Raw genomic sequence first — 24,594 nt, forward strand, 5'->3', positions numbered from 1 at the left:
TTATGTAACTTTGAGCTACTTTTTTTGGTAAAGCCGATAATCGCAGGGTAGAATTTATAAAGCTGTAAGGTTTCTCAGTGTAATACGTTAGCTCAGTTATTTAAATAAATCACAAACTTACTGCCGACACCTGGCTCACTTTCTACGGCTATTCTACCGCCGGCAGCATTGACTATTTTGCTGGCCAGGTATAGGCCGATCCCATAGCCATCACCACCTGCGTTCAACCGGGTATATTTCTCGAAAATGGCATCAAGGTGACGCTTTTCCATTCCCAACCCGTTGTCTTCAACAGAAAGGACGGTTTGGTTACCTTCTGCCCAAATCCGGACCGTAATAAGTGGCCGCCGTTCGGACCTGTATTTAATGCCGTTTGCAATAAGGTTATACAGAATGCTACGCAGATTTTTTTTAGAAAATATAACTTGCTTTACCTGCACGTCCCTTTTTATAACCGCCCCGCTGGATTTGACCCGCTCATCCAGGCTCCATTCAATGTTATCGAGTAGCTCATCAATATCGACTGGCTCTGTTTCCAGCGCATTGTTTTCAATTTTGGCAACCACGGCGATCTCACTGATCAGGGCGCGGAATTTCTTTACCGAGCCGTTGATGATGGGCAGGACTTCTTTGATCTCGGGGTCGCTGGTATCAATGGAGCTCATCAGTGAAATGCTCACTTCAATGCTGGCTAATGGGTCAAGCAAGTCATGGGATGCGGTATGGACAAAATTGTCCAGGTCAGCATTAATCCGCATCAGCGCTTCATTCTTTTTGTCAAGCTGTTGCTGGACTATCTTCAAGTCGGTGATGTCGTTAAAAGTAATGATGGCCCCTGATGTCTTATTGTCGAGTTGTTTGATGTAAGGCATTGTCATCACCTGGAACCATTTGCCGTTCTTGGTCTGGATTTCTTTGGTGATCACGGCATCACCCGACAATACCGCATTGATATCTTCAATAATGGTCTCGATTTTGAAGTTTGTAGAGATATTGGCCAAAGGTCTGCCGATATCACTTTCAAGCAGGTTAATCAGTTTAACAGCGCCTGGGGAGTATTTGATCAGCCGCAGCTGGTCGTCCAGGAAAAGTTGCCCGTTGACATTGCTCCGGAAATAATTGTTTAAATCATCGTTGAGCGCTAAAAGCTCTTTATTTTTGAGCTGATAATCGGAATTAATGGTATGCAGCTCTTCATTGATTGACTGCATTTCTTCACTGGTACTTTGCATTTCTTCGTTTGCAGAAAGCAGCTCTTCATTAAAGGACTGCATGTTCTCTTCCTGTGCATACAGTTTTTCATTGGAGGCCATGAGCTTTTCTTTCAGGTCCTTCACTTCCTGTTCCAGGCTCTGTGTGTACTGGTCAAAATAGATTTGCTCATTAAAGACCTGCCCGTGCGCTACCACCTTTTCACCAGGGATTTCTTCACTGATCCGCACGACCAGAAAACCATTGGAGCGGCCTTTGTAAACCATAGGGCTTACTGTTAATGTAACACTGACGATATCCTCACCTTGTTTGATGTTGATCCCGGTGACCGAAGATGTCTCTCCGCTCTGTAAAACAATGTTAAAAACCGTTTTGTACGCTACTGCAAGCGGGCCCGGAAGTAGTTCGGTAAACTCGCTGGTCATGATTTTTTGAAGCAGGAACTTCGTCGTATCCCCATAGAACTTCACAATCTTTTCATTTGGGTCAATACAGATTACGAGCTGCTCCAGATCCTTCATCAATGTCTCATTGATCGCGTCGCCAAGGGTTCTGTCTGGGATCTTATAGGTTTGTTCCTGGGAGTGTGCCGTACCCATCAGCTTCTTATAAGGTACATCTGGCAGCGAATAGGATTCAAACCTTCCCGGGTGCTGCGTTCCCTGATTTTTATAGACTTTAAATCTTTTACTGATTACTTTCAGGCTTTGCATGATGGGCAGCGGGTTTTCGCTTGAACCCAGAAAAAGGTAGCCTTGCGGCCTGAGCCCAAAAAGGAGCATCTGGTAGATTTTCTTTTGAAGCGACGGTGTCATGTAGATCAAGACATTCCGGCAGCTTATAAAATGCATATTGCAATACGGCGGATTTTTGACCAGGTCGTGCTGGGCGAAAATGACCATCTTGCGTAGTTCGGGCATGACCTTGTAATCATTCCCTTCTTTCGTAAAGAACCGCTTTAAGCGCTGTTGTGACAGGCCAGCTAGAACGCCGGTTTTATATACACCTTTACCTGCCTGGGACAATGCGGCGCCATCGATATCGGTTGCAAAAATCTTTACAACATGATCATTGATCCTATCCCCCAATTGTTCACTGATCAACATAGCCATCGAATACGCTTCTTCACCAGTGGCGCACCCGGTGACCCAAACCCTGATTTCCTGCAATGGTGTCAAATCGGCCATGATAGCGGGTATGACCTGGCTTTCAACAAACTCAAAAGATTCCGTATCACGGAAAAACGCCGTTACACTAATTAGAAAATCCTTCGCTAAAACTTCCAGCTCACCAGGATTGGCCTTGATAAATTGGATATAGCCTTGCAACTCTATAAAATTATTGGAGGCCGCCCTTCTTTTTATCCTTCTTAAAATGGTGGATTGCTTGTAATCAGAAAAATCCAGGGGAAGTTTCTGGTTAATCAACGCAATGATTTCACCTACGTGTTCTTCATCATGAATGCTCGTGGCTAACAGGTCAAGCTCCCGCTTCACATAGTCTTCAATGGCAGCAGGCATCGCTTCCGGTTCCAGGATATAATCCACCATCCCGGTGGCGATTGCATTAGCTGGCATGCTGTGAAATTCTGTGCCGTCCGGCTCCCTGGCAATCACCAGGCCGCCAGCCTTTTTTATGGCTTTGATCCCATCAGTACCATCCGATCCCAGGCCTGAGAGCACGACCGCGATTGCTTTTGTCCCATAGTCTGAAGCAAGGGATTGAAAAAAAGTGTTAATGGTCATATGGGGACTGCGCTCATCCTGCTTGTCGGTCAGATACAAACTATGGTCGCGGACTGTCATTATCTTATCATTGGGGATCGTATAGACCTTATTCCCCTGGATGGGGATCCCATTTTCGGCCTGTTGCACCACAAGCTTGCTGTGCCTGGAAAGCAGCGCCACGATATGACTTTGGAACTCGGCAGATAAGTGCTGGACAATGATATATGAAACCCCGTCGGATGGGGTATGGTCGAAAAATGTATTAAGCTCGTCAAGGCCACCAGCCGAAGCGCCTATTGCAATGATATGGTGCGGTTCTGCTGTAAACATATAGGTTGTAGATGGGTGATAATTAACAAGGTATTATTTATGACTACCTACTTGAAATTGATGGTAAAAAGCAAAGCCTATACCTTCAAACGGACTACCTGTAAATTTGTAGACAGCCTGCTATTAAGAGCATGCCAAAGCAGAAAATATGAACGAATTATAACTACTTTTTATACAGCGCTTAACACTTTGTCGGGTTTCCCGGAAGGTCATAAGCCTGAACGATGTTGGAAACCTCATACTAAGTCCCTCCCGCGTCGCGACGTTTCCAGGGTCATCGAATAACGCACTGGCTTTGCAGAGGCCGGGTAGCCGCATCAACAAATCGGTTAGTCTACGGTAAGCAAACGCTGAATCCGGCCCGCAAGCAGTTGTATAGAACCTGTCTTTTCCACAAATTCATCCACTCCGATTTGTACAAGCTTGTTACGAAATTCCTCAGGTATGGAAGATGAATAGACGACAAGCAGCGGATGATCAAATTGTTTCAATTTTTGCAGCTCCTGTAAACACTGGTCACCATCTATTCTGGGTAATCTCAGATCAATAAAGACGTAACCGGGAGGTGATGCTGAATTTTCCGAAAAATGCGTTATTGCTGACTCGCAATCTGCAAAGAATTGGCACTGCAATGGCTCATTTAGCTCGTCGATTGCCATTTGAAAAATTTCGTGATCGTCAATATCGTCGTCGATCATCACAAAAAGCCGCTTATTCCCCATCTAATTTTAGATTATTACAGATATTACAGACACCCCTAAAAATTCATACCTGCTTGCATGATCCTTTTCAACCGATTCACTTCAATATTTCGGGGCGATCAGGGTTGAACTGCACTAATAGCCTAACCACCTGGGAACTTCTGCTCTGGAACGGTTTTATAGCGGAACGATCATCATTATGATTTAGGCCTGAACAAATATGTCAAATTCCCATGTAATTGTGATCGGCTCTTCGGCAGGGGGAGTCACAGCGCTACAGCAATTGGTAGCCGACTTGCCTTCTGACTTCAAGGTGCCGATTTTTATTGTCCAGCATGTTGCGGCAGATGTAAAAAGTTATTTACCTGAGATACTGACCCAGAAAGGCCCTTTGCCTGCCTGTCATCCAAAGGATGGGCAACTGATACTGCCAGGCAACATTTACCTTGCGCCGCCTGATCACCACATACTCATTGAAGGAGGGCATATCTTGGTTAAACAAGGTCCCAAGGAAAACCGTTTTCGGCCATCGATTGATGCCTTATTCAGGTCAGCTGCGTATTCTTATGGACCTAATGTAATTGGGGTCATCCTGACGGGCATGCTCGACGATGGCAGCTCAGGAATGTGGTCCGTGCAGCGAATGGGAGGGACTACGATCGTGCAAGACCCGATCGAGGCAATGTATCCCAGTATGCCCTCGAGTGTTTTACAATATGTGGATGTAGATTATCTCTTACCCCTGGACCAGATCAGTGCCCTGCTGATCGAGCTAACGAACAAAGCGATGCGAGCAGAACAAGCGGGTCTTGAAGACGAGAAGCAGCGGCTGAAGTTGGAAACCAGCATTGCTGCACAAGGCAATGGTTTTGAAAACGGTGTGTTGCAAATAGGCGAGCCTTCTCATTTCAGCTGCCCGGATTGCGGCGGGGCTATGGTTCAGATAAAAGAAGGTAGCCTTCTCCGTTTCCGATGCCATACAGGCCATGGATTCTCATCAGGCTCATTGTTACACGAAGTCAAAGAAACAACTGAGAAAAAGTTGTGGCAATCCGTTCGCAGCATGGAAGAATCGATCATGCTGCTTAACATCATTGCAAACAATCTTGCCGAGAAAGGTAATGAGGAGGCAACGGCAGATTTTACATCAAAAGCACAGACAGCGACAAATAGTGTAAACGCCCTAAGAGCATATCTCTATGAGCACCTGATGACTCAGACTAGTACTGAAATAAACTCTGAAATAACCCAAAGCTGAAAGTGTTTTGCTTGATTGTCATTAGCGGCATTGGCTGGCCATCATAATCCAAGAAGACTGGATCAGGGATCGTCCGCTTGAGTTTCCGTGCATAATATCGGAATGTACCTTGGGATATTAGCAAAAGGATAGGAAATGTTATATTCACCCGGGCGGTTTGCCGCAGAGGATGATAAGCATTTTCGCACTGTGTTGGTTCATTTTCTTCTTCCAGCTGTCTCGCTGGAAATACCAGAAGAACAGACCTGGATTTTTTGATTCTCTGTTTCCGTATCTTCTGTTCCCAGCCAGCCTTAAAACATCATTTGATCGTTCTACATTTCAAAATTGCTTCTGCCCCAGCGCCGTAGGTTTGGGGCAAACTCAGACAACCTTACTTACTCCACCACCAACTTCCGGACTTCAGGCCCGTGGTCGGTATCGAATTTTACCAGGTGAACACCTTGGGGTAATTTGCTCAGGACAAATCCGGTATCGCTCCGCTGAATGATTGCTGCGCCAATGCTTCTGCCCGCTAAATCTACAATCTGAATATTCCTCGGTGCCCCGACGGTACTGATCGTAACAGACGAGCCAGCCCTGACCGGGTTGGGGTATACGTAGGTTGATACTGGTTTATCCTCTGCCCGCAAACGCTGGATAGCGCTGTACGCATAGCTACCATCTGTATCCACAGCACGCAAACGGTAATAAGCAAGCTGGCCGAGGGATGCGAAAGCGGTATCGACAAAAGAATAGCTATGCGCGTAATCTTCGTTGCCGGTGGCTTTCACTGTTCCGGCTTTAACGAAGTTTTTCCCATCAACACTGCGCTCGATATCAAAATAAGAAGCGTTTATTTCGCTGGTGGTTTTCCATTTTAACAGCGCATTTCCTTCCGACTTCACTGCTGTAAAGCTAGCCAGATGAACTGGCAGAGCCTGCTCGTTCACGTTACTGTGCACAAAAAATCCTGAAAAGCCTTCTACCGCAAAGCTTAATTCCCAGCGCTTTGCATTATCATTCCATACAATATCCTGATCCTTGGGATTAATCAAAACAACCCTAGGATCACTGCCCGTCCAGCCCGTGTAACTATTTGGGTAACCCGTCTGGCTGGTACCGTGAATTTGCGTGATGCGAATGTTCTGGATGCCGTCACTATCCGTGGGACCGCTGGGCAATGCCGGGGCATCACCTCTGTTCTGATTAAAATCATCAAAATCAGATTGGGCTATAAAAAGCGTTACCTGCCCGGTAGCCGTGCCGGCATTGGCTTCGGGCGTGATATCATAGTAACGCCGAACATACGGCTGGTCTGTGGAAGGCGCCGTTAAGGCCACATACACTTTCATTTTGACGGGACCAGTTACAGCAGTACTTTCATCCGAAGGCACTACCATGCCGATTTCACCACAATCAGTGCGAAAAGTTGCAGGAGCATAGTACATTGTTTTTGTAGCTTCTGAGTAATCACCTGCCAGATTATTATCGGTCACGGGGTCCTCATTCACGATTACATAAAGATTACCTTCGCCATATCCGACCAGTGAATAATGATATACGGTGTTCCATGTTACGTTAAGTGCAATACCAGAGCGAGGTTTTGTGCCCAGAATACTGTTGCAAGACTTCACCACGCCCGATAGAGGTGTTTTCCCGGGCATAGGAGTCATTGCTCCCGCATAAGCGTTAATGTTATAATTGTACCAAAAGTTGTCTTCGATGTAATAATTTCCATTTTCAAAAGGCTTGACGTAGCCTACATATCTAAACTCAGAGGATCCTACTAATGAATTAGAAGCGCTTACCGGACCTTTCAAATTCTTATTTCCATCACCCCATGTTACTGCACCTATATGGTTTTTCGGCAAACTGCGCCAAGTCCGGCTTGCCACAACATAATTTCCGTCACTCAGGGCGGTAACATCCCAACCTACCAAATCACCTTCGGTCGACCCGACCAGCGAATTAAAGGGACTTACAAAACCAACCGACCCAGTGGTTCCATTGCCCAGGGTTACAGCTCCTGCCTCTCGCGCCGGACCATTAGTCCAGTAAGGGCTGCAGATAACGTAATTTCCGTTTTTCAGAGGTATTGCACTTTTACCTACATGATCGTACATACGATACCCTATCAGTGAATTGGACTTACTTATTACGCCGACCAATGCTGTTGCCCCATTGGCAAAAGTTGCCGCGCCAACACCTGGGGTAATACCATTACTCCAATTTGGGCTGGAAACAACATAATTGCCGTTGGTCAGACCAATGATGTGTTTGCCTACGCCGTCTTCATTTGTAGAACCAATCAGCGAGTTTGAAGCATTGACCGTGCCAGTCATACCTGTTTCGCCATTTGCCCACGTGGAAGCGCCCACATACACTCCAGGCGTGCTTTGCCAGCTTTGGCTTGTAACTACATAATTGCCATTGGCCAGGGCACAAACATATCCAAACCCGACCCCATCATTAGGTTTAGAACCGACCAATGAGTTGGAAATCGAAATTGTGCCGGTTATGCCTTTCGTGCCATCAGCCCACGTCACTGCACCTGCAAATTTTGCAGCCCCATTGGCCCAATGCGTGGTAGAAACTACATAATTTCCGTTGGTGAGGGCAGTTACAATACCAACATTATCAGCTTCGACCGTACCAACCAGTGAATTGGAAACACTCACGATCCCGGTAACCCCTGTCAAGCCACTTCCCCAGGTCGCCGCTCCTGCATCTACGATGGAACCATTGTCCCAATATTCGCTTTGAACCACATAATTTCCATTTGTCAGAACGACGACAGCATATCCTATCTGATCATTGCTATGTGATCCAATTAATGAATTGGAAACGTTGATCTCTCCTGTGACGCCAGTCGTGCCATTACCCCAGGTTGCCGCCCCTGCATCCTGCACAGAACCATTATCCCAGGCACGACTTTGCACAACATAATTTCCGTTGGTAAGAACCTTGACATCGTCAAAACCTACTTTGTCCTCTTTCTTAGTTCCTATGAGTGAATTGGAAGCACTTACAACGCCTGTTATGCCCATGGCTCCGTTTCCCCAGGTCACTGCACCCGCATCGGTTGCGGCACCATTGTCCCACAGTGTGCTGCGAACAACGTAATTTCCATTGGGTAGCGATACGACCTGGTCCACACCGACAAAGTTGTTGGCCTTCGAGCCTACCAGCGAATTGGAGGCGTCTACTTTTCCTGAAATGCCCGTTGTACCGTTCGCCCAGGTTACTGCGCCAGCAAAGGCTGCCGAGCCATTGCTCCAATCCGGGCTGCACACAACAAAATTTCCATTGGAAAGGGCTGTTACCCCCCGGCTTCCTACCCGGTCATTTTTCCCGCTACCCGTGAGCGTGCTGATTAACTGATGGTTAGCCCCATTATAAAGATACACTGCGCCGACGTGTGTTTTCCCTCCATCGTTCCATTCAGGATCTGTTACGACATAATTTCCGTTTGTTAGAACGGTAATGTGAGACCCCAATTTTTCGCTACCTTTTCGACCGGCAACATAGGTTTTCTGAGCTGGTGATACAACTGGCAGCAAAAAAATCAGCGCCAAAATCCACGGAAGAAGAACATGTTTTGATAGGTGTGTATGCATAGTAATTTTGTTAAAATGAAAATAAAGATACTTTTTTTTGATTTTGTTTAATCATACGCATAGTATTTCTTGTGTTGGGTGCCTGTAAAAGCTGCTCCGCACGCTATAGAATCCGTTGACAGCTAGCCAGTGCGTTGAAAATGAGCGCTGTATTGTACATTTTCAAAATGCACTTTTTTGTGTGGATACCATTTTAGGGGCAATGGACCGGACGGTGATGAGCCTGATTGTGGAGTTAAATAGGCCACGGACGCATGTGGTCGAAAGGTAATTCTCATCGCCTTTTGGACGAAATGGGGAAGGTCAGCTTCGCTGCATCGTCATTTTGGGGCTGTCCATTCACGGCCGCTGACCATTACTATTGGAACCCGGAACCGTCCGCTTCTGACTTTGACTGTATCAATGGGAACGCGATCGAGACCTTTGGTATAGCTTACAGCATCATACTCAAAATTCCCTCCGACTTCATGATCAGTGAGAAGCGTAATTTCTACAAATCCGTTTATGCTCGAACTAAGAAAATCATTCGTATTCATTTTGTAGGTTATTACGTTTCCATAAACCCCGCCAATAGCGCTTGCTTCTTCTTTAGTGTTATTGAAATAAAACTTCCCTCTGCTAACAGGGCTATTGACGCCTATACTCAAATTGTAACGCGACCCATCAGTCAGAGAATTTTCCATATGTCCACCCACCGACAAGTTGTGCCCATTTGTATTGTCGTTGAAATCAAGCTGGGCGGCAGCCATATTTTTATCTGAAACCCAAGATAAATTATTCACAGTGGCCGTCATGAATGATTCGGTTGTCACTTGGTCTTTTTGACACGATTGGAACACGCAAGACAAGACAACCAGCGCAAATACTTGTTTCATGAGAGATAGGATTTGAAATCAGCTGGTGAAAATAAACACAATCATCACCTAAAAGAATGTCCGACCTAAAAAAAAGCCACTTACAATTCTCATTGTAAGTGGCTGAAACCAATGTCGGGATGACAAGATTCGAACTTGCGACCCCTAGCACCCAATCGGAGAAAAATTGTATTATTTCAAGAAGTTTCTCTACGTAGAATTATCCTAAGCACCTCTAAATGAGCATTTTCATTATTTTTTGTAACTTTGGTTAACTTACGTTAGACACGAAATGTTCGACCTATGTTCGACCTAAAGTTGCAGCATCATGGCTATTTCAACCAAGTTTGTCCTAAGAAAGAAACATGAATCAGCGGAAGATCAGTTTGCGATAATGCTCCAAATAATTATCGACAGAAAGAACCTGCTGGTTAGTACAAGGAGATATTCGGGTGAAAAGGAATGGCAGTCTAAATCTCAATCTGTAAGCAAAATACATCCAAAACATAAGGAAATCAACCTTTTGCTTAGGACGATAGACTCAGAAGTTGATTTTATGATAATTTCCTTTGGCAAACAAGGCAAACGTCCATCGTTCGAAGATGTCAAGGCTCTGGTAAAAAAGCTGACCGGAGGCCAAACGGAAGGCGAGAAGAAGAAGCTCTTTGTACTTTTCGAAGAACATATCGCCAAGCTTCGTAGTTTGAACCGGTTGGGAAGCGCAGAGTCCTATGTTTCAACTTTGAAAAGCCTAAAAAATTTCACTAACCAAAAGGACCCAGATATCTTGTCAATTGGGCTTTCATTTTTGAATAAGTATGAGAACTGGCTGATTGACAGGGGTTGCTCTATAGTTACGAGAAGTTTTTACTTGAGAACATTACGTACACTTTGGAAAGCTGGGATCAAGGAAAAGTATTACCCTGAAACACGTTATCCGTTTAAGGACTTTTCATTTTCTAAGTATAATAATCCTCGCACCAAGAAAAGGGCTATAACCAGGGATCAGATTGAACTGATTGCATCTGCGGTGATAGATCCTGAAAACGACTCTTTAATCAATTCGAAAAATTACTTCCTTTTCAGCTTTTATTGCAGGGGATTAAATTTTACCGACTTGGCTGAACTCAAATGGACTAACATCGTAGACGAAGAGCTTCACTATGTAAGATCTAAAACCAAGGAGGAGTTCAGGTTTCGATTGCATCCAGCAGCAATTCAGATCTTAGAATACTACAGAGATTTGAAGGGGAATAGCGATGCTGGCTATTTATTCCCCATTCTTTACAAGCGGCATGCAACTATCCAGTCCATCCGAGAACGTAAGAAGAAAATACTCACACGAGTAAACAAGCAAATTAAAGAACTTGGAATATCCCTTGGTATCTTAAAACCAATAACCACCTACGTGGCCAGGCACTCATATGCAACAGCTCTCCGCAGGAATGGCATATCAAAGGAAACCATCGGTCGAAGCCTGGGGCATGATAGCCTTAAGACGACAGATATCTATTTGGAAGACATCGGTGATCCGTTGTTAGATGAATTGATCAACTCAACAATCTAGCTTAATGTACTTTTTCAATTTGCAGGGTTTTCATCCTAATCTTGGGATAGATTTGGATGAGCAAGGAAAATACCCTTTTCTTAGGTTTGAAGATCGCGTGTTTGCTTAGGGCGAGACCGACTATCTCTCTTTCCATTTTCCTTTTCAAAATATCGCAGGTGATGATGTGGCCCCAGTTTTTGTCAGCGAACCCAATTTGCTAGCTCTTTTCGGCAAACAAAGCAAGTTGGACAACATCATCGTTGATCACCTTTTTACAGTTGGGCAGAATTATGTCAACGAGTTGAGAGGTAAATTCGAGCAAGGTTATTTTGAAGGAATGAAGGATTACCCGGGTCAAATCGTATCTGCCCTCTTGAATCCGGATCTTTATCAGAAAATCAAGCAACTTGATCACTTCATTAAATTCTGCGCTGATCATTTGTTTTTTGAGGGTTTTGCGGTCCCATCCTGCATGTACGCTTTGGGCTTTATTCAAGCCTATCTTGTCCGTGCCTGCGGGGAACGTGAAAACACTTTGCGGATAATGCCGCATCAGCCAGCAGCTGTGGTGTTATCCAATGAACCCCAACAACCCGTTATAGTAGTTCCGGGGGAATACGACCGGATTCCACTCGATTATTCCGTCGATGAAATCATCTCGCTATGGTTGATCTTAGTTGATGCGTGGAAATGCAAACCGGTTAATTCGATCCAGGTGTTTACCTCGGAGGCGGAAGTATTGCAGCTTTTGGGAATGCTGTTTGAAGACAAGGACGGTAAGCTTGAAAGGCATGTCCACAAATTCTTTGAACTGCCGCCGGGAAACTATGAAAGGATCCTCAATCTTTTGATGCATGCAACCTACAAGCTAAATACTGACCGGAACAACATTGGCTTGGAGCGTTACTGTCAACTTCTGATCGATACATTCTCGTGCTACTCGAAGACCAAGCTTGAAAGCCTTCGAAGTAATATTAATAAGGAGCGCGGCAACATTGTACAAAGTATCAGCAACTTAACTGAGAGCCCCTATTCTAAAAATGTTTTAAAAACATTAAGAAAGATCAACGAATACAGGATCAGAGAATAGACTTAGTCAACTTCATATTGTTTTTTCACCTTTTTCTGGCCTTGCTTATCACCAAAAAACAAAAGGGATGAGCACAACAGTTTTAGTTTCATTGAGTGATCAGCAATTCGCTGACCTGATTGAATCCTCATTGCGAAAAGTTTTAGAGTCAAAACCTGCTACGGTTGCAGATACCAGCGACACGCTGCTTGATACAAAAGAGGCGGCAGTGCTCACGAAGTACAAGGAGACTTCGATATATGGGCTGGTGAAAAGAAAGAAGATCCCGTTCTGCAAAATGGAAGGCAAACTTCTGTTCTCCCGTAAAGAGCTTCTGGAATGGATCGCTAACGGACAACAAAAAACGGTAGGTAGCCATGAAAGATGAACCGCTTTATCTCCGCATTGGCACCAGCTACTTTAAACAGGTAAACCGTCCTTTATCTTCCGGAGATTCGATGACGACTTTAATCCCATGGTCTGCCGAATGTATCCGGTTAGACCATAGCCGGGACTATCTGAAAGACAGAGTAAAATGTTACGATGGCTTTTGCTTCGTTCCAAGCCATCTGGACTACCAGCAGAAAGTAGGCGGATTTTACAACCGCTACCAGCCGTTTCAGCATGTGGCCCGTCAGGGCGACGCTTCACGATCTTTCATTTTCTCAAACACATTTTCGGGGAGCAGATCGAAATGGGCTATGACTACTTCAAGATCTTGCTTGAACGGCCTACACAGATCCTGCCGATTCTATGCTTGGTCAGTGAAGAACGTGGAACAGGAAAAACGACCTTTCTTCATTTTGTCAAGTCGATTTTTGGAGAGAACATGACCATCAACAGCAATGAAGATTTTCGTTCAAACTTCAACATCGAATGGGCGCAAAAGCTGGTCATAGGAGTCGATGAAACGTTCCTTGACAGAAAGGAAGACTCAGAGCGCATTAAGAACCTGAGCACCGCCTGTTTTTACAAGGTTGAAGCAAAAGGAGTCGACCGGCAGGAAACAGAGTTTTTGGCAAGTTTATCCTTTGCAGCAACAATGAAGATCATTTCATTATTGCCGAGCCTGGAGAGATTCGGTACTGGGTCAGGAAGGTGCCGCCACTAAAATCAGATAATCACAAATTACTGAATGAGCTTCGAAGCGAGATCCCATTCTTTATCCATTTCCTATCCAGCCGGGACTTTGCCCATCCAAACAGAACAAGGATGTGGTTTACCCCAGAGCAGATCGCCACGCAAGCCCTGAAAAAGTTGCTTAACCAAAATCGGAACAAGCTGGAAGTGGAAATTGCTCACATTTTGCTAACCATATGCGATGAGAAGGATCTTGACGAACTGCGGTTTTGCACCGGAGATGTCCAAGACTGGCTCAATAAGAAGCATGTGCGATACAAAGACGTCGTGCAAATCAAACGGGTCCTGCAAAATGCCTGGAAACTAACCCCCGCGAAAAACTCACTAACCTACTCGCAGTTCAAATTTTTGACGGATGGGACCATCTATGAGCAGACAGGAAAAGGGAGGTATTATTACCTTTCCCGAAGCCGGATTTACGAGCTCAATGAACTGCTATGATTTTGGTGAATTGATGCGCATCATATTTAATACCTTGATTAGTAAATAATTATAGCGCATCAAAAATAGCATCAAGACGCATCAACCTAAAATGCGCGATGCGGCTGTTGATGCAAATTGATGCTTTCTTGATGCGGGTATAAGTTGCTGATGTAGGGTCACTTACGCGATTCTCGCATCATTTCATCACTTTTTTAAACTTTTAAGACCTGTAAATTATGACTTGTGAACAAGCCAGGGAGATTTCCATTGTCGAACTCCTGCAAAACTGTAAGATCCATCCACAATACGTCCGCGGCCAGGACTATTGGTATCTCTCGCCTTTGCGCGACGAGAAGACGCCATCATTAAGGTCAATGCGAAATTGAACCTATACTTTGACCACGGAAGCGGCCAGGGAGGCGACATCATCGACTTGGGCTGTCAGCTTTTCCAATGCGATACGAAAGCATTGCTGCAAAAACTTGGGTCTGAATATTTGTTGTTTCACCTGCAACAGTCCGTTGAACGGAATGCGCATATAGATAGGAACGTTACGCCTGAAACCAAACAACCGGCAATCCAGATAACGGGCACAAAAGATTTGGGGAGTAACGTTGCTATCAGCCAATATCTGCAAAATCGCGGCATTGACCTATCTATTGCCAGGCCCTACTGCAAGGAGGTTTACTATCAGGTTGGAGGCAAGAGCTACTATGCCGCAGGGTTTGAAAACCGCTCAGGAGGTTACGAGCTCAGAAGCCAGCACTTTAAGGGCTCATCATCTCCAAAAGACATTACCCATGTCAATAGCGGGCACAAGTCAGTGTGTGTAGGAGGGCTTCATAGATTTCCTTTCCCTTTTAACACTGCGAAAACAAATGCCTGTCCACAGCGATTTTCTGGTGCTCAATTCCGTCAGTCTGGCAGACCGAAGCCTGGATATTCTCAAAGATTACCGGACCGCTTTCATTTATCCAGACCGGGACGAAGCAGGAAAAAAGCTGATGGAAAAATATCAGGATGCGCGAATAAACTGCGTGGACGCTTCGGGCATTTATCAAAATCACAAGGATCTAAATGAGCTACTAATGGCAAATAAATCGGCTGAAGAACAGATGAAAAAGCAGCAGACTTTCAAAAAGTCTGGCGGGCTACATTTGTAAAGTCTTCAGAGAGCAAGTTTGTGTTTTCGCTTCGCAAAAACCTGTCCCGCACCCGCGTGACTAAAACTTGCCTTTTTCTCCCGTTGGTCGCAAAAGGTTTGAAACAGAAAATGGAATGTGAGATGGAAGAGACAGAAATTAAAGACCGAAAGCACCATAACCCCAAAGGCGGCAGGCCACCCAAGAAAGTAAAACGGCAGAACCAGCTCATGGTCAGGCTGAGTGAAATCGAGCGCTTTTTAATCGAAGAAAAAGCCAGGTATGCAGGCATGAAACCAAGCGCCTGGCTGCGGCAGTCGGCTAAGAAGGCGAAAGTTTTAGCCAGGTTAAGACCTGATGACCTCAAACATCTGAGAACGCTGACGGGTATGGCTAATAACTTGAACCAGCTCACGCATCTTGCCCATAAGGAAGGTTTGACATTGATTCGGCAATCCTGCCAAGAGCTGCTTTTGCAAATCGATTTGATCTTAAAGAAGGTTAGCAGCGATGATCGGTAAGGTAACAATTGGAAGCAGTTTTGGTGGCGTAATCAGGTATGCTATGGAAAAGCAGCAGGCCAGTCTGTTGATAGCAGAAGGTGTGAGAACGGGTGAAGTCCGATCCATGATCGACGATTTCAATCTGCAAAGGAAATTGAATCCTGACGTGACGAAAGCTGTCAGGCATATTTCGCTGAGCTGGAGTAAGGAAGATGCCGCTAGACTATCGCCTGAGATTATGAAGCAGCATGCACTGGAGTACATGGAAAAGATGAAGATCACCAGCACCCAGTTTATTCTGGTCGAGCACCGGGATAAAAATCATCCACATCTCATCTCATCTACAACCGCGTCTATAATACTGGCAAGACGATCACAGACCGGTTTCAGAAAGACAGGAACTACAAGATCTGCAAAGAGATAACCCTTAAATACGGTTACCATTTGGGGAAAGGCAAACAGCAGGTTAGCCGGCAGCAGCTTAAAGGTGCAGACAAGGTCAGATATGAATTGCATGATGCAATTAAATTGGCAAGTGCGAACGCTGGCAGCTGGAATGAGTTGACCGCAACCTTGGAAAGGCAAGGCATTCAGACAACTTTCAAATACAAATCGGGCACAAGTGAGATACAAGGTGTCAGCTTCGTAAAAGGCAATCTGCAATTCAAAGGGTCGAAGATCGACCGTAGTTTGAGCTTTGGCAAGCTGGATGCACTACTCCGGCACAACCAGAAACTGGCGATGTCGCAGCCATTTGGAATGCAGCCAGAATATCTGCCCGACCACTCGCAAGAAAGATTCCGGAACGCTACCCTTTCCCAACAAACTAGGGACGACAAAATACTTGATGACTTGCTGCAACCCGTCCAACAATATGAACAACAGATCAATAACCCATCAAAAAAGAAGAAACGTAAAAAATACTTAGGACAAAGCTTATGAAAAAGATAGAAGAACAACTCGAATCGATTGAAGAAGTGCTATCACTTGTAATCAGGAAAAACGCGTCTATTGAGAACCTTATTCAAACGGCGACTGAATCTCAAAACAAGACGCTTGCGGATACGGTGATAGAGCTAAAAAGGGATTTGAAATACAATTCGTCAAGTCAGCATTTAGAGCCTTACCTGTCGGAAATAAGGCAAGCAGCTGCAAGTGTGCCAAAAACTTCGGAAGTCCAGCACCACCATCACTTCGATCTCCGATCGAAAGGCTTTATCATCTCGGCAGCAGTGCTGCTGATCACAACGGGCATAAGCTTTGCGGTTGCAATCAGCAGTTACACTGAAAGTAGCCGTTTGCAAGAAAGCGATCTCAAGTTCGGGATTGCAAGACAGCTCAGTCCAGCTTTAACGGCCAGAGTTGATAGTATTTATTATGAAGATCCAAACCGGGCGAAACTTGAAATGCAGAGGCGTGAGGCGCATGAGCTAACAGTCAGAGAAGCCGAAGAACTTTTGAAACAGAGGCAAAACAAGGCCAAACAAGCGAGGGAGTTGCTTAACAAACTCAAAAAGGATTGATTTTGACTTTTGCTGAAGGATAATCGTATTCCTTGATTTAGAAGGGTGAATCCGGTAATAAAAGTTTATGCAAATTGGTAGGGTACACTTAGTTAAGCTTTGTACGTGACTCGCTGCACCCAAGAAAAGGAAGCTGAATAAAGGTGTATTACTTACATTTTTATAAAACAGCTCAATTCTTAGCTGAAATATTTTCGGTATAGCTTCCTGCCATGGTAAACATATTTACAATATTTAAAATATATAAATGCGTGAGTAGATGGTACTGCAATCTGTTCCAAAATGGAACAGATTGCAGCTGGAAAGGAGGAAGCAGCTAAGTGTCGGGCCGCCGGGCGGAGGATTTCAAATTGACTGGCTTTTTCTCTTTTTCATCAGCAGAAAAAGTGTCGCGAAAGCCATCCACGCCTACAACACCTTTCGTCCGCATGCGTCCATAGGCTAATTTTAACCCCCAATCAGACACATCGCCGCTCCGGTCCGCTGCCACTAAAATGGTACCCGTATTAAAAAGTGCGTTTTGGAAATGGTCAAGACAGCGCTCATTCCCAACGCACTGGCTAGCTGTCAACCGATTTTAGTAGCATACGCTTCTTCTTTTCCCTGGAAGTACTTTGCGGTCATCGATAGGTGAATGGCATAGTAGTAAAAGATGGAGTGACGTTGCTGACTTAGTAACCTTCGTTTTGTTTCAGAGCACCTTCCGACGCAGCAATCTCCCTTTGTGGAATCGGTAAGACGAGATTGGGAGCATCAAATTCGACGCCATCTGTCTTTCCTTTAAGTCTTTTCAAATCGTGGATTGCTTGGCCTTCATGTGCAAGTTCAAGTTTACGTTCATGGAGTATATCAGATAGTGAGGGATTGGGATTTGCAATAAGACCCGAACGCTTTCTAATCAGATTTAAGTCATCGGCAGGATCGTCGCCAATGGATGAAAACAGACGTATGTTACATTCAGCGCGGGTGAGATATAATTCTGCTAGCCGGAAAAGGGAAATATTTTTATACCTCAATTTCCATTTTCCACTGCGAGCTGCACCATTGCTGGTATAAAAGAAATGCAATCTTGCATCTCCCGGTTTGTAAAGGATGAGATGTTTTGCCTCAATAGAAACATCGCCATCTCTTGCTCCATACTCGGGAACAGACCAGAAAAGCTGCATGTTATTGCTGCCATCCTGCTCGGACACCTGAATTGAAAATAGGTCCTCTCGCGAATTGACAGCGTTATTAAAAGCATCGGCATAGGTCGCTACCAGATCGTATCCATTTTTCGTCGCCAGGTCAATCCCCTTATCAGCAAATTCCAGAGCTTTCTCATAATTTCCCATTTGCAAAAATACACGAGAAAGATACCCTGACGCTGCCATTTTGTTTAAAAATACACCATTGCTTATAGGTAAAATTTCTTCGGCCTCCGTCATATCTTTGACGATTTGTGTATAAGTTTCTTCCAGCGTATTTCTGGAAATTTTTTTGACATCACTTTTCGAAACAGTTGGTGAAAGCACAAGCGGTAACCCTAGGGCTGTTGTCACATTCCCAGCACTGTATGGTGGAGCATACAATTGCACTAATTCGAAATAGATAATGGCTCTCAGAAGCAGTGCCTCACCTTTTACCCGTTCGCGGTCTTTCTCCGTCACAACGTCCAGGGCAGACAAAATACTGTTAGCTATATGGATGGTTTGGAAGCTTTTGAGCCATCCCTCGGCGAGATAGCTGTTAGTCACCAATATTTTTTTGTTAAAAACTTCACGTGGCTGTGTAAACGATCCTTCCCATTTAATTTCTCCATTCGCTGCCAGCAGTTCCGAAAAAAGCATCAGATTGCCGCCTAATACGTAGGAGTCGCTGGCTGCGTCATAGGCGCCACGAAGTACGCGTTTCACGCTGGCATCGGAACTTAATGCCATTTCCGACGTTGTGTTTTGCTGCGGGATCAGGTCCAGCTTATGTGAACACGAGTAAAGTAGCAAAGCAGAAGCAACAAGCAAGAGAGTTAATTTTTGCACGTTGAAGTGATTTGAATTTTAAAATTCTAAATTAATCCCCAATGTTAGCGACTTGATTTGCGGCGCGGAATAGAAATCCCCACCCTGATTCCGGTTGCTCGCACGGTAATCGGCATTTACCTCCGGATCCCAGCCTGGATACTTCGTAAAAGTTGCAAGATTTATAGCGGTAATGTAAAGTTTCGCAGTGCTTAATTTAATTTTTTGCAGTAAGGAATTAGAAAATCTATATGCCAGGGTAATGTTTTTCAATCTAACATATGAAGCATTAAAAATGAAACGGCTGGACGCTCCTGTGCCATTGCCTCCGGAAAATCTTAATTGTGGAACATTTGTTATATCTCCTTCTTTTTGCCACCTGTCAAGCTGGTCGACGGTCTGATTGTCAAACCAGTCAAAACTCGAACTCATAAACGCACCTGCCCCGTTTTGTACCTGATTTCCGAAGACGCCTTGAAATAAAATACTCAGTTCGAAATTTGTGAAAGTTATTGAGTTGGTAATTCCACCAATCCAGTCTGGGTTGGGGTTTCCCACTGTAAAGTTTCCGGCTGCATTATAATCATTCGTAACTTTTCCATCCTGTACATAATAAAGTGCATCACCAGTTACCCGGTCCACTCCGGCAAACTTCGGGCCATAAAATATCCCGATGGACTCGCCTACCTTTAACGCATTGAAAAAGCGTCCATCGTTACTCGATACCAGGTTCTGTTCTCCATCCAGTTTTGTTACTTTATTAGTATTTTTTGAAAGATTAATACTTGTATTCCATTTGAACAATCTGGTGTCAAGATTCGTTGAGCTGAATACGATTTCAATACCTTTGTTTTGCATAGAACCTATATTGACAGTTTGAGTAGCGAACCCCGAAATGCCCGGCACGGGAACGTCATATATCAGGTTATTGGTATTTTTAGAATAATAGTCTATTTCACCGCTGAACCTGTTATTAAAGATTCCGAAATCAATTCCGAAGTCAATCTGTTTGGATTTTTCCCATTTAAGATCCGGGTTAGCTAGCTGGGTAGGAACAAGCCCGGAAGAGCCCGCATACTTTCCAGCTCCCCATAAGCCGAGTTGTTTAAAATCACCGAAACCGTCCGCATTACCGGTAATGCCCCAACTACCTCTTAATTTGAGAAAACTAAGCACTCGCGATTGAGACAAAAACGGTTCCTCCGATATAATCCAGCCCGTTGAAACAGCAGGGAAAAAACCATACTTTGCGTTCTTTCCGAATCTGGAAGAACCATCGATTCTTCCGCTCACGGTAAAAAGATAACGATTTCTCAATTTATAATTAGAGCGAGCGAAATACGAGAGAAAGGAAGATCCCAATGACGAGGAAGAACCGGCAACAATTTTCCCGGCGCTTTCTATTTTTTTTAAAGCATCCACGGGAAAATCATGGCCTGTTACGTAATTACGGTCATTTTTATATTCTTGGAATGACATACCAACCGTAAAATCCAGGGTGTGACGTGCATTGATAGAAGTGCTGTAATTGAAGTAATTGTTGGTGTTATAGGTAAGATTGCGATTCCAAAATGATGTGCCCTGTCCATTTACAGACTGGCCCGCCTCTGTTTTTACACCGTAAAAAACATCCTCGTCCTGATTACCAAGATCAAACCCCAGCTCTGTCCTGAAAGCAAGACCTTTTGTAAGATTATAACTTAAATATGCGTTACCAATGTTTCTGTAAGCTGTTGATATATCGCGGGAATTGTCAAGCTCAATTAAGGGGTTGTAATATGTGGTGACAGGCCGGTCATTGACCGCGCCATTTTTATCGTATGGAGGCGTAATTGGAGCGAGGGCTACAACCTGCATAGGAGTTGAGAACTGATTGTCCTGCGCAATCCGGTTGACAACTGTTCTGGAAAGGCCGATATTAAGGCCAAATTTTAACTTTGAATTATAGTCATGTTCAAGATTTAATCGAGCTGATAATTTTTGAAAATCGTTTCCGACCAAAATTCCGTCCTGATCATTATAACTCCCGTTTATATAGAACCTCGTTTTTTCATTACCACCTAATGCGCCAATATCGACAATCCTGGTCCTGGACTGGTTGTTAAATGCAAGCTTTTGCCAATCGGTGTCCGTTTGGTAAGTGCGCCAATCAGTCCCTCCTGAATAGCGGTCCAATCGTCCTTCGGCAAACTCCAGCCATGAACCTTTATATTGGCCTGGCTTTGTCGGGTCAAGTCCATTTCGGATATCTGAATTAGTTGCTGCTTCCCTAAGCAGGCTTATGTATTGTTTTGCGTCCAGAAATTTGCGGCGACCAGTAGATCTGTTGATGCCATATTGGAAGTTGGCTATGAGACTTGTCTTGCCTGACTTTCCTTTTTTGGTAGTGATCAACACAACCCCATTTGCTGCACGTGAACCATAAATTGCGGCGGCAGAAGCGTCTTTTAATATTTCAAATGATTCGATATCGTTTGTATTGATATCAGCGAGCGGGTTGACGGAAGATGATGTGGCAGAACTTCCGGGAAGCGGAATGCCCGACTGCGAAGCAGCATTTATCGGTATGCCATCTATAACATAGAGAGGTTCGTTAGAAGCGCTTATCGAACCTGTTCCCCGGATGCGTACTTTTATTCCCTCACCTAGCTTTCCACTATTGGATTCAATAAATACACCGGCGGCGCGACCCTGCAAGGCCTGAGTGAAATTGGCAACCGGCGTGTTGGCCACTTCCGATCCTTTAATACTTGCAATATTACCGGTAAGATCTCTTTTAATTTCGGTGCCGTAGCCGACTATAAGTACTTCGGCAAGTGATTGGTCATCGGAGTTTAATACAACATTGATTATTGATTCATTTTCTATCTTAATCTCTTTTCTTACAAAACCGACTAACGAAAATACTAGGACATTGGAGCCCATCGGAAAGGTAATCTTAAATGAACCGGTTTCATCACTGAGAATTCCCTTATTGGTTCCTTTAATCTGAATAGACACCGCAGGTAAAATGGCTCCATTCTTGTCTGTCACCCTCCCAGACACCTGCATATCCTGCGCATTCAGAAGTCCTCTCCCGAGAAATACGCATAATATCAGCATAATTGCTTTCATGATAGCTAAAAAGGTGAGGTGCGATTCGTAATAATAAGAAAACAATTCGTACTTATTTGGGATTGTTGGAAAATACAATAGTAGTGTGTTTTAAAATGTAAGTTGCCTCTGGATGTTCAACCTGCGTCGATAAACGACTGTATTGCAAATGAGATCATTCTATAACGGTGAGATTGTTTCATGATTGTTCCTACGCGTCCCCCAACAGAGTGATGGTGAATTAAAAAAAAATTCTAATTTTAATCTGCTATGAGACGAAACACACTCACTTAGCTGTGGATCGTCAAACTCACAAATTTGCATTTTACAGCATGGGCCCAAGGCGGCTTGAAGGACCTCAGGACAATTAGGTAAGTTACGAGCCGCTTTTTAGTCGGGGAGCTTCCAAGTGTGCAGATTTAAGTTAGTTGTTGGCATATTAAAATGGTGTTTTGATGCACTTCAAATAAGCTTTATCTTTTCTATGCGTGAAAATTTCAAATGTATGGCCTTGTCTTTTGAGGATTTGTGGTTGAAGAATAAGTATGTTCGAATTTCCAAGTATTTAATATTTTGTTGTTTATACTGGTTTTACATCATGTCTGACTTCAACGTGACTATTGCTTCAACAGGCGACAGCATGTGGAACAGTGTTTTTACCAACAGCATTTTTGTAATCATCATAGTTTCTCTGTTCTCGCTCACTTATGCTCTGAAAAAGTGTCTTTCTTCACGGTTTTACCTATTTATAGTAGTCGCGGTAGTAGTATATTTTTTCAATGCTTACTTTATCTATTTTTCTATTAAGTTTTTAGCGGAAACTCCGAACCCGTCCAAATTTGTGTTATTGGCCAATGAGCGAATGCAGTCAATCAACCTGTTCAAGGCTCCTTTTGACCGTATTGTTGATTTGTACATTTGGGCGCTAACCGGCAACTATATAGTAGCTCCCTTGGCCATAATCGGGATCAGCAACACTTTTTTTTACTTTAACAGAAATCTGCAACTGCAAAAGGACAACCTTGCTCTGGAACTTGATTTTTTAAGATCTCAGCTTAACCCACACTTTTTGTTTAATAGCCTTAATAATATTTACTCGATGGTGGAGGAGACAAATCAGGAAGCGGGTGACACGATTCTAAAGTTAGCAGACCTCATGCGCTACTTGCTCTACGAGTCCAACTCTGAAACGGTACATCTCTCTAAGGAAGTGTTGTTTTTAGAGGACTATATTGCTTTGGAAAAAATAAGACATTCAAATGCTTCCAGAATCAGCTTCGAATCTCATGGAAGCTTTGATTTTTACCGCGTTCCTCCCTTCCTGCTTGTTCCATTCGTCGAAAACGCATTTAAGCACGGGCTTGACACCATTGAAGAGGGTTGGGTAAATATTAGGATTACGGCCGACGAATCACGGGTGAATTTGGAGGTTAGTAATAGCAAGCCTCAACGGACAAGACCCAATGCTCAAAAAGGAGGGATTGGATTAGTAAATATTAAGAAAAGATTGGATATTTATTACCCAAATCAATATGAATTGAAAGTTGAAGATTCTGAATCCGTGTATAAGATTTACCTGAGTCTTAGTTTAAAATGAAGAAAAATATTACATGCCTGATTGTAGATGACGAACCATTCGCTCAGGATCTCATGCGGAGATATGTAGATCGGCTTGCATATCTGCAGCTGGTAGGAGTGTGTCAGAATTCTTTAAATGCACTTGAAGTCATTCATAACACAAACCCCGACATTATTTTTCTTGATATTAATATGCCCGAGGTATCTGGTATGGAGATGGTAAAGATGCTAGCTGGCTTGCGGCCGTACATCATCTTTACCACCGCTTACACCAATTATGCGGCGGAAAGTTACGATTTTGGAGTCGTCGATTATCTATTGAAACCAATCTCATTTGACCGTTTTGTGCGGGCTGTCAATAAGGTATCTGAGCAAATTGAATTAAAAAACAATGCTTGGGGTGGCGAGGTTGACAGCAGTTTAACCCAGAAGTCCTTGACGGAGAATGAATATTTGACGGAGAATTTTTTTATGGTAAAAAGTGATAAAAAGCTTATTAAAATCAATATTGAAGATATTGTATATGTTGAAGGAATGAAGGATTATCTGAAAATTCATCTGGTCAGCACCATGGTCATTGTTCACATGACTATATCCAAAATGGAAGGGATTCTTCAAAAACACCAGTTTATCAGGATCAACAAATCGTATATTGTTAACATGAGGGAAATAAATGCCATAAATGGTAACGAAATGGAACTATCCAACAAGCAAAAGGTAATTATCGGTGGTACTTTTCGAGAAGTGCTGTTGAAGAACTTACAAGGGCGAATAATATAATTTGGTCTAAAAATTTCTGTGTTTTGTCTAATTAATTTTGTTGTTACTTGTGGTGGGATTAGTTTAGAATGTAAATCTTAAACAACTTCTCCCATGCTCAGTAACCAGCCAATAAT

20 protein-coding genes and 1 pseudogene are annotated in these 24,594 nt (G+C 43.9%); 15 read left to right on the forward strand and 6 right to left on the reverse strand.

The window, feature by feature from the left end:
• Positions 1–92: 92 nt before the first annotated feature.
• On the reverse strand, positions 93–3,269 hold the full coding sequence (locus MUK70_RS25420) for a CheR family methyltransferase (protein WP_234657373.1): 3,177 nt from the start codon (positions 3,267–3,269) through the stop codon (positions 93–95).
• Between the two features lie 329 nt (positions 3,270–3,598).
• The gene (locus tag MUK70_RS25425; RefSeq protein WP_234657372.1) at positions 3,599–3,991 is read right to left on the reverse strand and encodes a response regulator; all 393 of its coding nucleotides are present in this window, start codon (positions 3,989–3,991) and stop codon (positions 3,599–3,601) included.
• Between the two features lie 199 nt (positions 3,992–4,190).
• Between MUK70_RS25425 and MUK70_RS25430 the strand changes: the two genes are divergently transcribed.
• On the forward strand, positions 4,191–5,228 hold the full coding sequence (locus tag MUK70_RS25430; protein WP_234657370.1) for a chemotaxis protein CheB: 1,038 nt from the start codon (positions 4,191–4,193) through the stop codon (positions 5,226–5,228).
• Positions 5,229–5,605: 377 nt separating this feature from the next.
• Here MUK70_RS25430 and MUK70_RS25435 read toward each other — a convergent pair whose 3' ends face one another.
• Both MUK70_RS25435 and MUK70_RS25440 read right to left on the reverse strand, forming a co-directional pair.
• On the reverse strand, positions 5,606–8,827 hold the full coding sequence (locus MUK70_RS25435) for a T9SS type A sorting domain-containing protein (RefSeq protein ID WP_234657369.1): 3,222 nt from the start codon (positions 8,825–8,827) through the stop codon (positions 5,606–5,608).
• A 320-nt stretch (positions 8,828–9,147) separates the two neighbouring features.
• A complete protein-coding gene (locus MUK70_RS25440; RefSeq protein ID WP_234657368.1) occupies positions 9,148–9,702 on the reverse strand; it encodes a hypothetical protein in 555 nt (184 codons plus the stop codon).
• 307 nt (positions 9,703–10,009) lie between these two features.
• On the opposite strand from MUK70_RS25440, the gene MUK70_RS25445 reads away from it, so the two are divergent.
• The 12 genes and pseudogenes from MUK70_RS25445 to MUK70_RS25490 all read left to right on the forward strand — a co-directional run bounded on the left by MUK70_RS25445 (position 10,010) and on the right by MUK70_RS25490 (position 17,475).
• A complete protein-coding gene (locus MUK70_RS25445) occupies positions 10,010–11,248 on the forward strand; it encodes a site-specific integrase (protein ID WP_234657367.1) in 1,239 nt (412 codons plus the stop codon).
• A 226-nt stretch (positions 11,249–11,474) separates the two neighbouring features.
• Positions 11,475–12,320 carry a hypothetical protein gene (locus MUK70_RS25450; protein WP_244784534.1) on the forward strand — a complete coding sequence of 282 codons (846 nt, stop codon included), beginning with the start codon at positions 11,475–11,477 and terminating at the stop codon, positions 12,318–12,320.
• A gap of 67 nt (positions 12,321–12,387) precedes the next feature.
• On the forward strand, positions 12,388–12,687 hold the full coding sequence (locus MUK70_RS25455; protein ID WP_234657365.1) for a helix-turn-helix domain-containing protein: 300 nt from the start codon (positions 12,388–12,390) through the stop codon (positions 12,685–12,687).
• Between the two features lie 162 nt (positions 12,688–12,849).
• Positions 12,850–13,410, forward strand: coding sequence for a primase-helicase family protein (locus tag MUK70_RS25460; RefSeq protein WP_234657364.1), 561 nt, complete (start codon positions 12,850–12,852; stop codon positions 13,408–13,410).
• A 101-nt stretch (positions 13,411–13,511) separates the two neighbouring features.
• Positions 13,512–13,880, forward strand: coding sequence for a hypothetical protein (locus MUK70_RS25465; protein ID WP_234657363.1), 369 nt, complete (start codon positions 13,512–13,514; stop codon positions 13,878–13,880).
• A gap of 583 nt (positions 13,881–14,463) precedes the next feature.
• A pseudogene (locus MUK70_RS31325) lies at positions 14,464–14,634 on the forward strand (DUF8464 domain-containing protein); the annotation flags it as partial.
• Positions 14,635–14,740: 106 nt separating this feature from the next.
• Entirely contained in the window at positions 14,741–15,025 is a 285-nt protein-coding gene (locus MUK70_RS31245) for a toprim domain-containing protein (RefSeq protein ID WP_374759734.1), read from the forward strand.
• Between the two features lie 122 nt (positions 15,026–15,147).
• On the forward strand, positions 15,148–15,525 hold the full coding sequence (locus tag MUK70_RS25475) for a plasmid mobilization protein (RefSeq protein WP_234657359.1): 378 nt from the start codon (positions 15,148–15,150) through the stop codon (positions 15,523–15,525).
• Positions 15,526–15,568: 43 nt separating this feature from the next.
• Complete coding sequence (locus MUK70_RS31250; protein WP_374759733.1) at positions 15,569–15,931, forward strand: relaxase/mobilization nuclease domain-containing protein; 363 nt, start codon at positions 15,569–15,571, stop codon at positions 15,929–15,931.
• Positions 15,932–15,951: 20 nt separating this feature from the next.
• Positions 15,952–16,449: a hypothetical protein gene (locus MUK70_RS31255; RefSeq protein ID WP_374759732.1), complete on the forward strand. Its 498-nt coding sequence runs from the start codon at positions 15,952–15,954 to the stop codon at positions 16,447–16,449.
• Positions 16,446–17,030, forward strand: coding sequence for a hypothetical protein (locus tag MUK70_RS25485; protein ID WP_234657357.1), 585 nt, complete (start codon positions 16,446–16,448; stop codon positions 17,028–17,030). The genes MUK70_RS31255 and MUK70_RS25485 overlap by 4 nt, the downstream gene beginning before the upstream one ends.
• A gap of 259 nt (positions 17,031–17,289) precedes the next feature.
• Positions 17,290–17,475 carry an integrase core domain-containing protein gene (locus tag MUK70_RS25490; protein ID WP_234657355.1) on the forward strand — a complete coding sequence of 62 codons (186 nt, stop codon included), beginning with the start codon at positions 17,290–17,292 and terminating at the stop codon, positions 17,473–17,475.
• 226 nt (positions 17,476–17,701) lie between these two features.
• Here the strand turns inward: MUK70_RS25490 and MUK70_RS25495 are convergent, their stop codons facing one another.
• Together MUK70_RS25495 and MUK70_RS25500 are read right to left on the reverse strand one after the other, a co-directional pair.
• On the reverse strand, positions 17,702–19,048 hold the full coding sequence (locus tag MUK70_RS25495; protein WP_234657353.1) for a RagB/SusD family nutrient uptake outer membrane protein: 1,347 nt from the start codon (positions 19,046–19,048) through the stop codon (positions 17,702–17,704).
• Positions 19,049–19,066: 18 nt separating this feature from the next.
• Positions 19,067–22,141, reverse strand: coding sequence for a SusC/RagA family TonB-linked outer membrane protein (locus tag MUK70_RS25500; protein WP_234657351.1), 3,075 nt, complete (start codon positions 22,139–22,141; stop codon positions 19,067–19,069).
• Between the two features lie 577 nt (positions 22,142–22,718).
• Between MUK70_RS25500 and MUK70_RS25505 the strand changes: the two genes are divergently transcribed.
• Positions 22,719–23,717 (forward strand): sensor histidine kinase, encoded by a 999-nt coding sequence (locus tag MUK70_RS25505; protein ID WP_234657350.1) that lies wholly within the window; start codon positions 22,719–22,721, stop codon positions 23,715–23,717.
• Positions 23,714–24,478, forward strand: a complete 765-nt coding sequence (locus MUK70_RS25510; protein WP_234657348.1) for a LytR/AlgR family response regulator transcription factor — start codon at positions 23,714–23,716, stop codon at positions 24,476–24,478. Before MUK70_RS25505 ends, MUK70_RS25510 begins: the two co-directional genes overlap by 4 nt.
• The last annotated feature ends 116 nt before the right edge of the window (positions 24,479–24,594 follow it).

Source organism: Dyadobacter chenwenxiniae (genome assembly GCF_022869785.1).
GTDB lineage: Bacteria > Bacteroidota > Bacteroidia > Cytophagales > Spirosomataceae > Dyadobacter > Dyadobacter chenwenxiniae.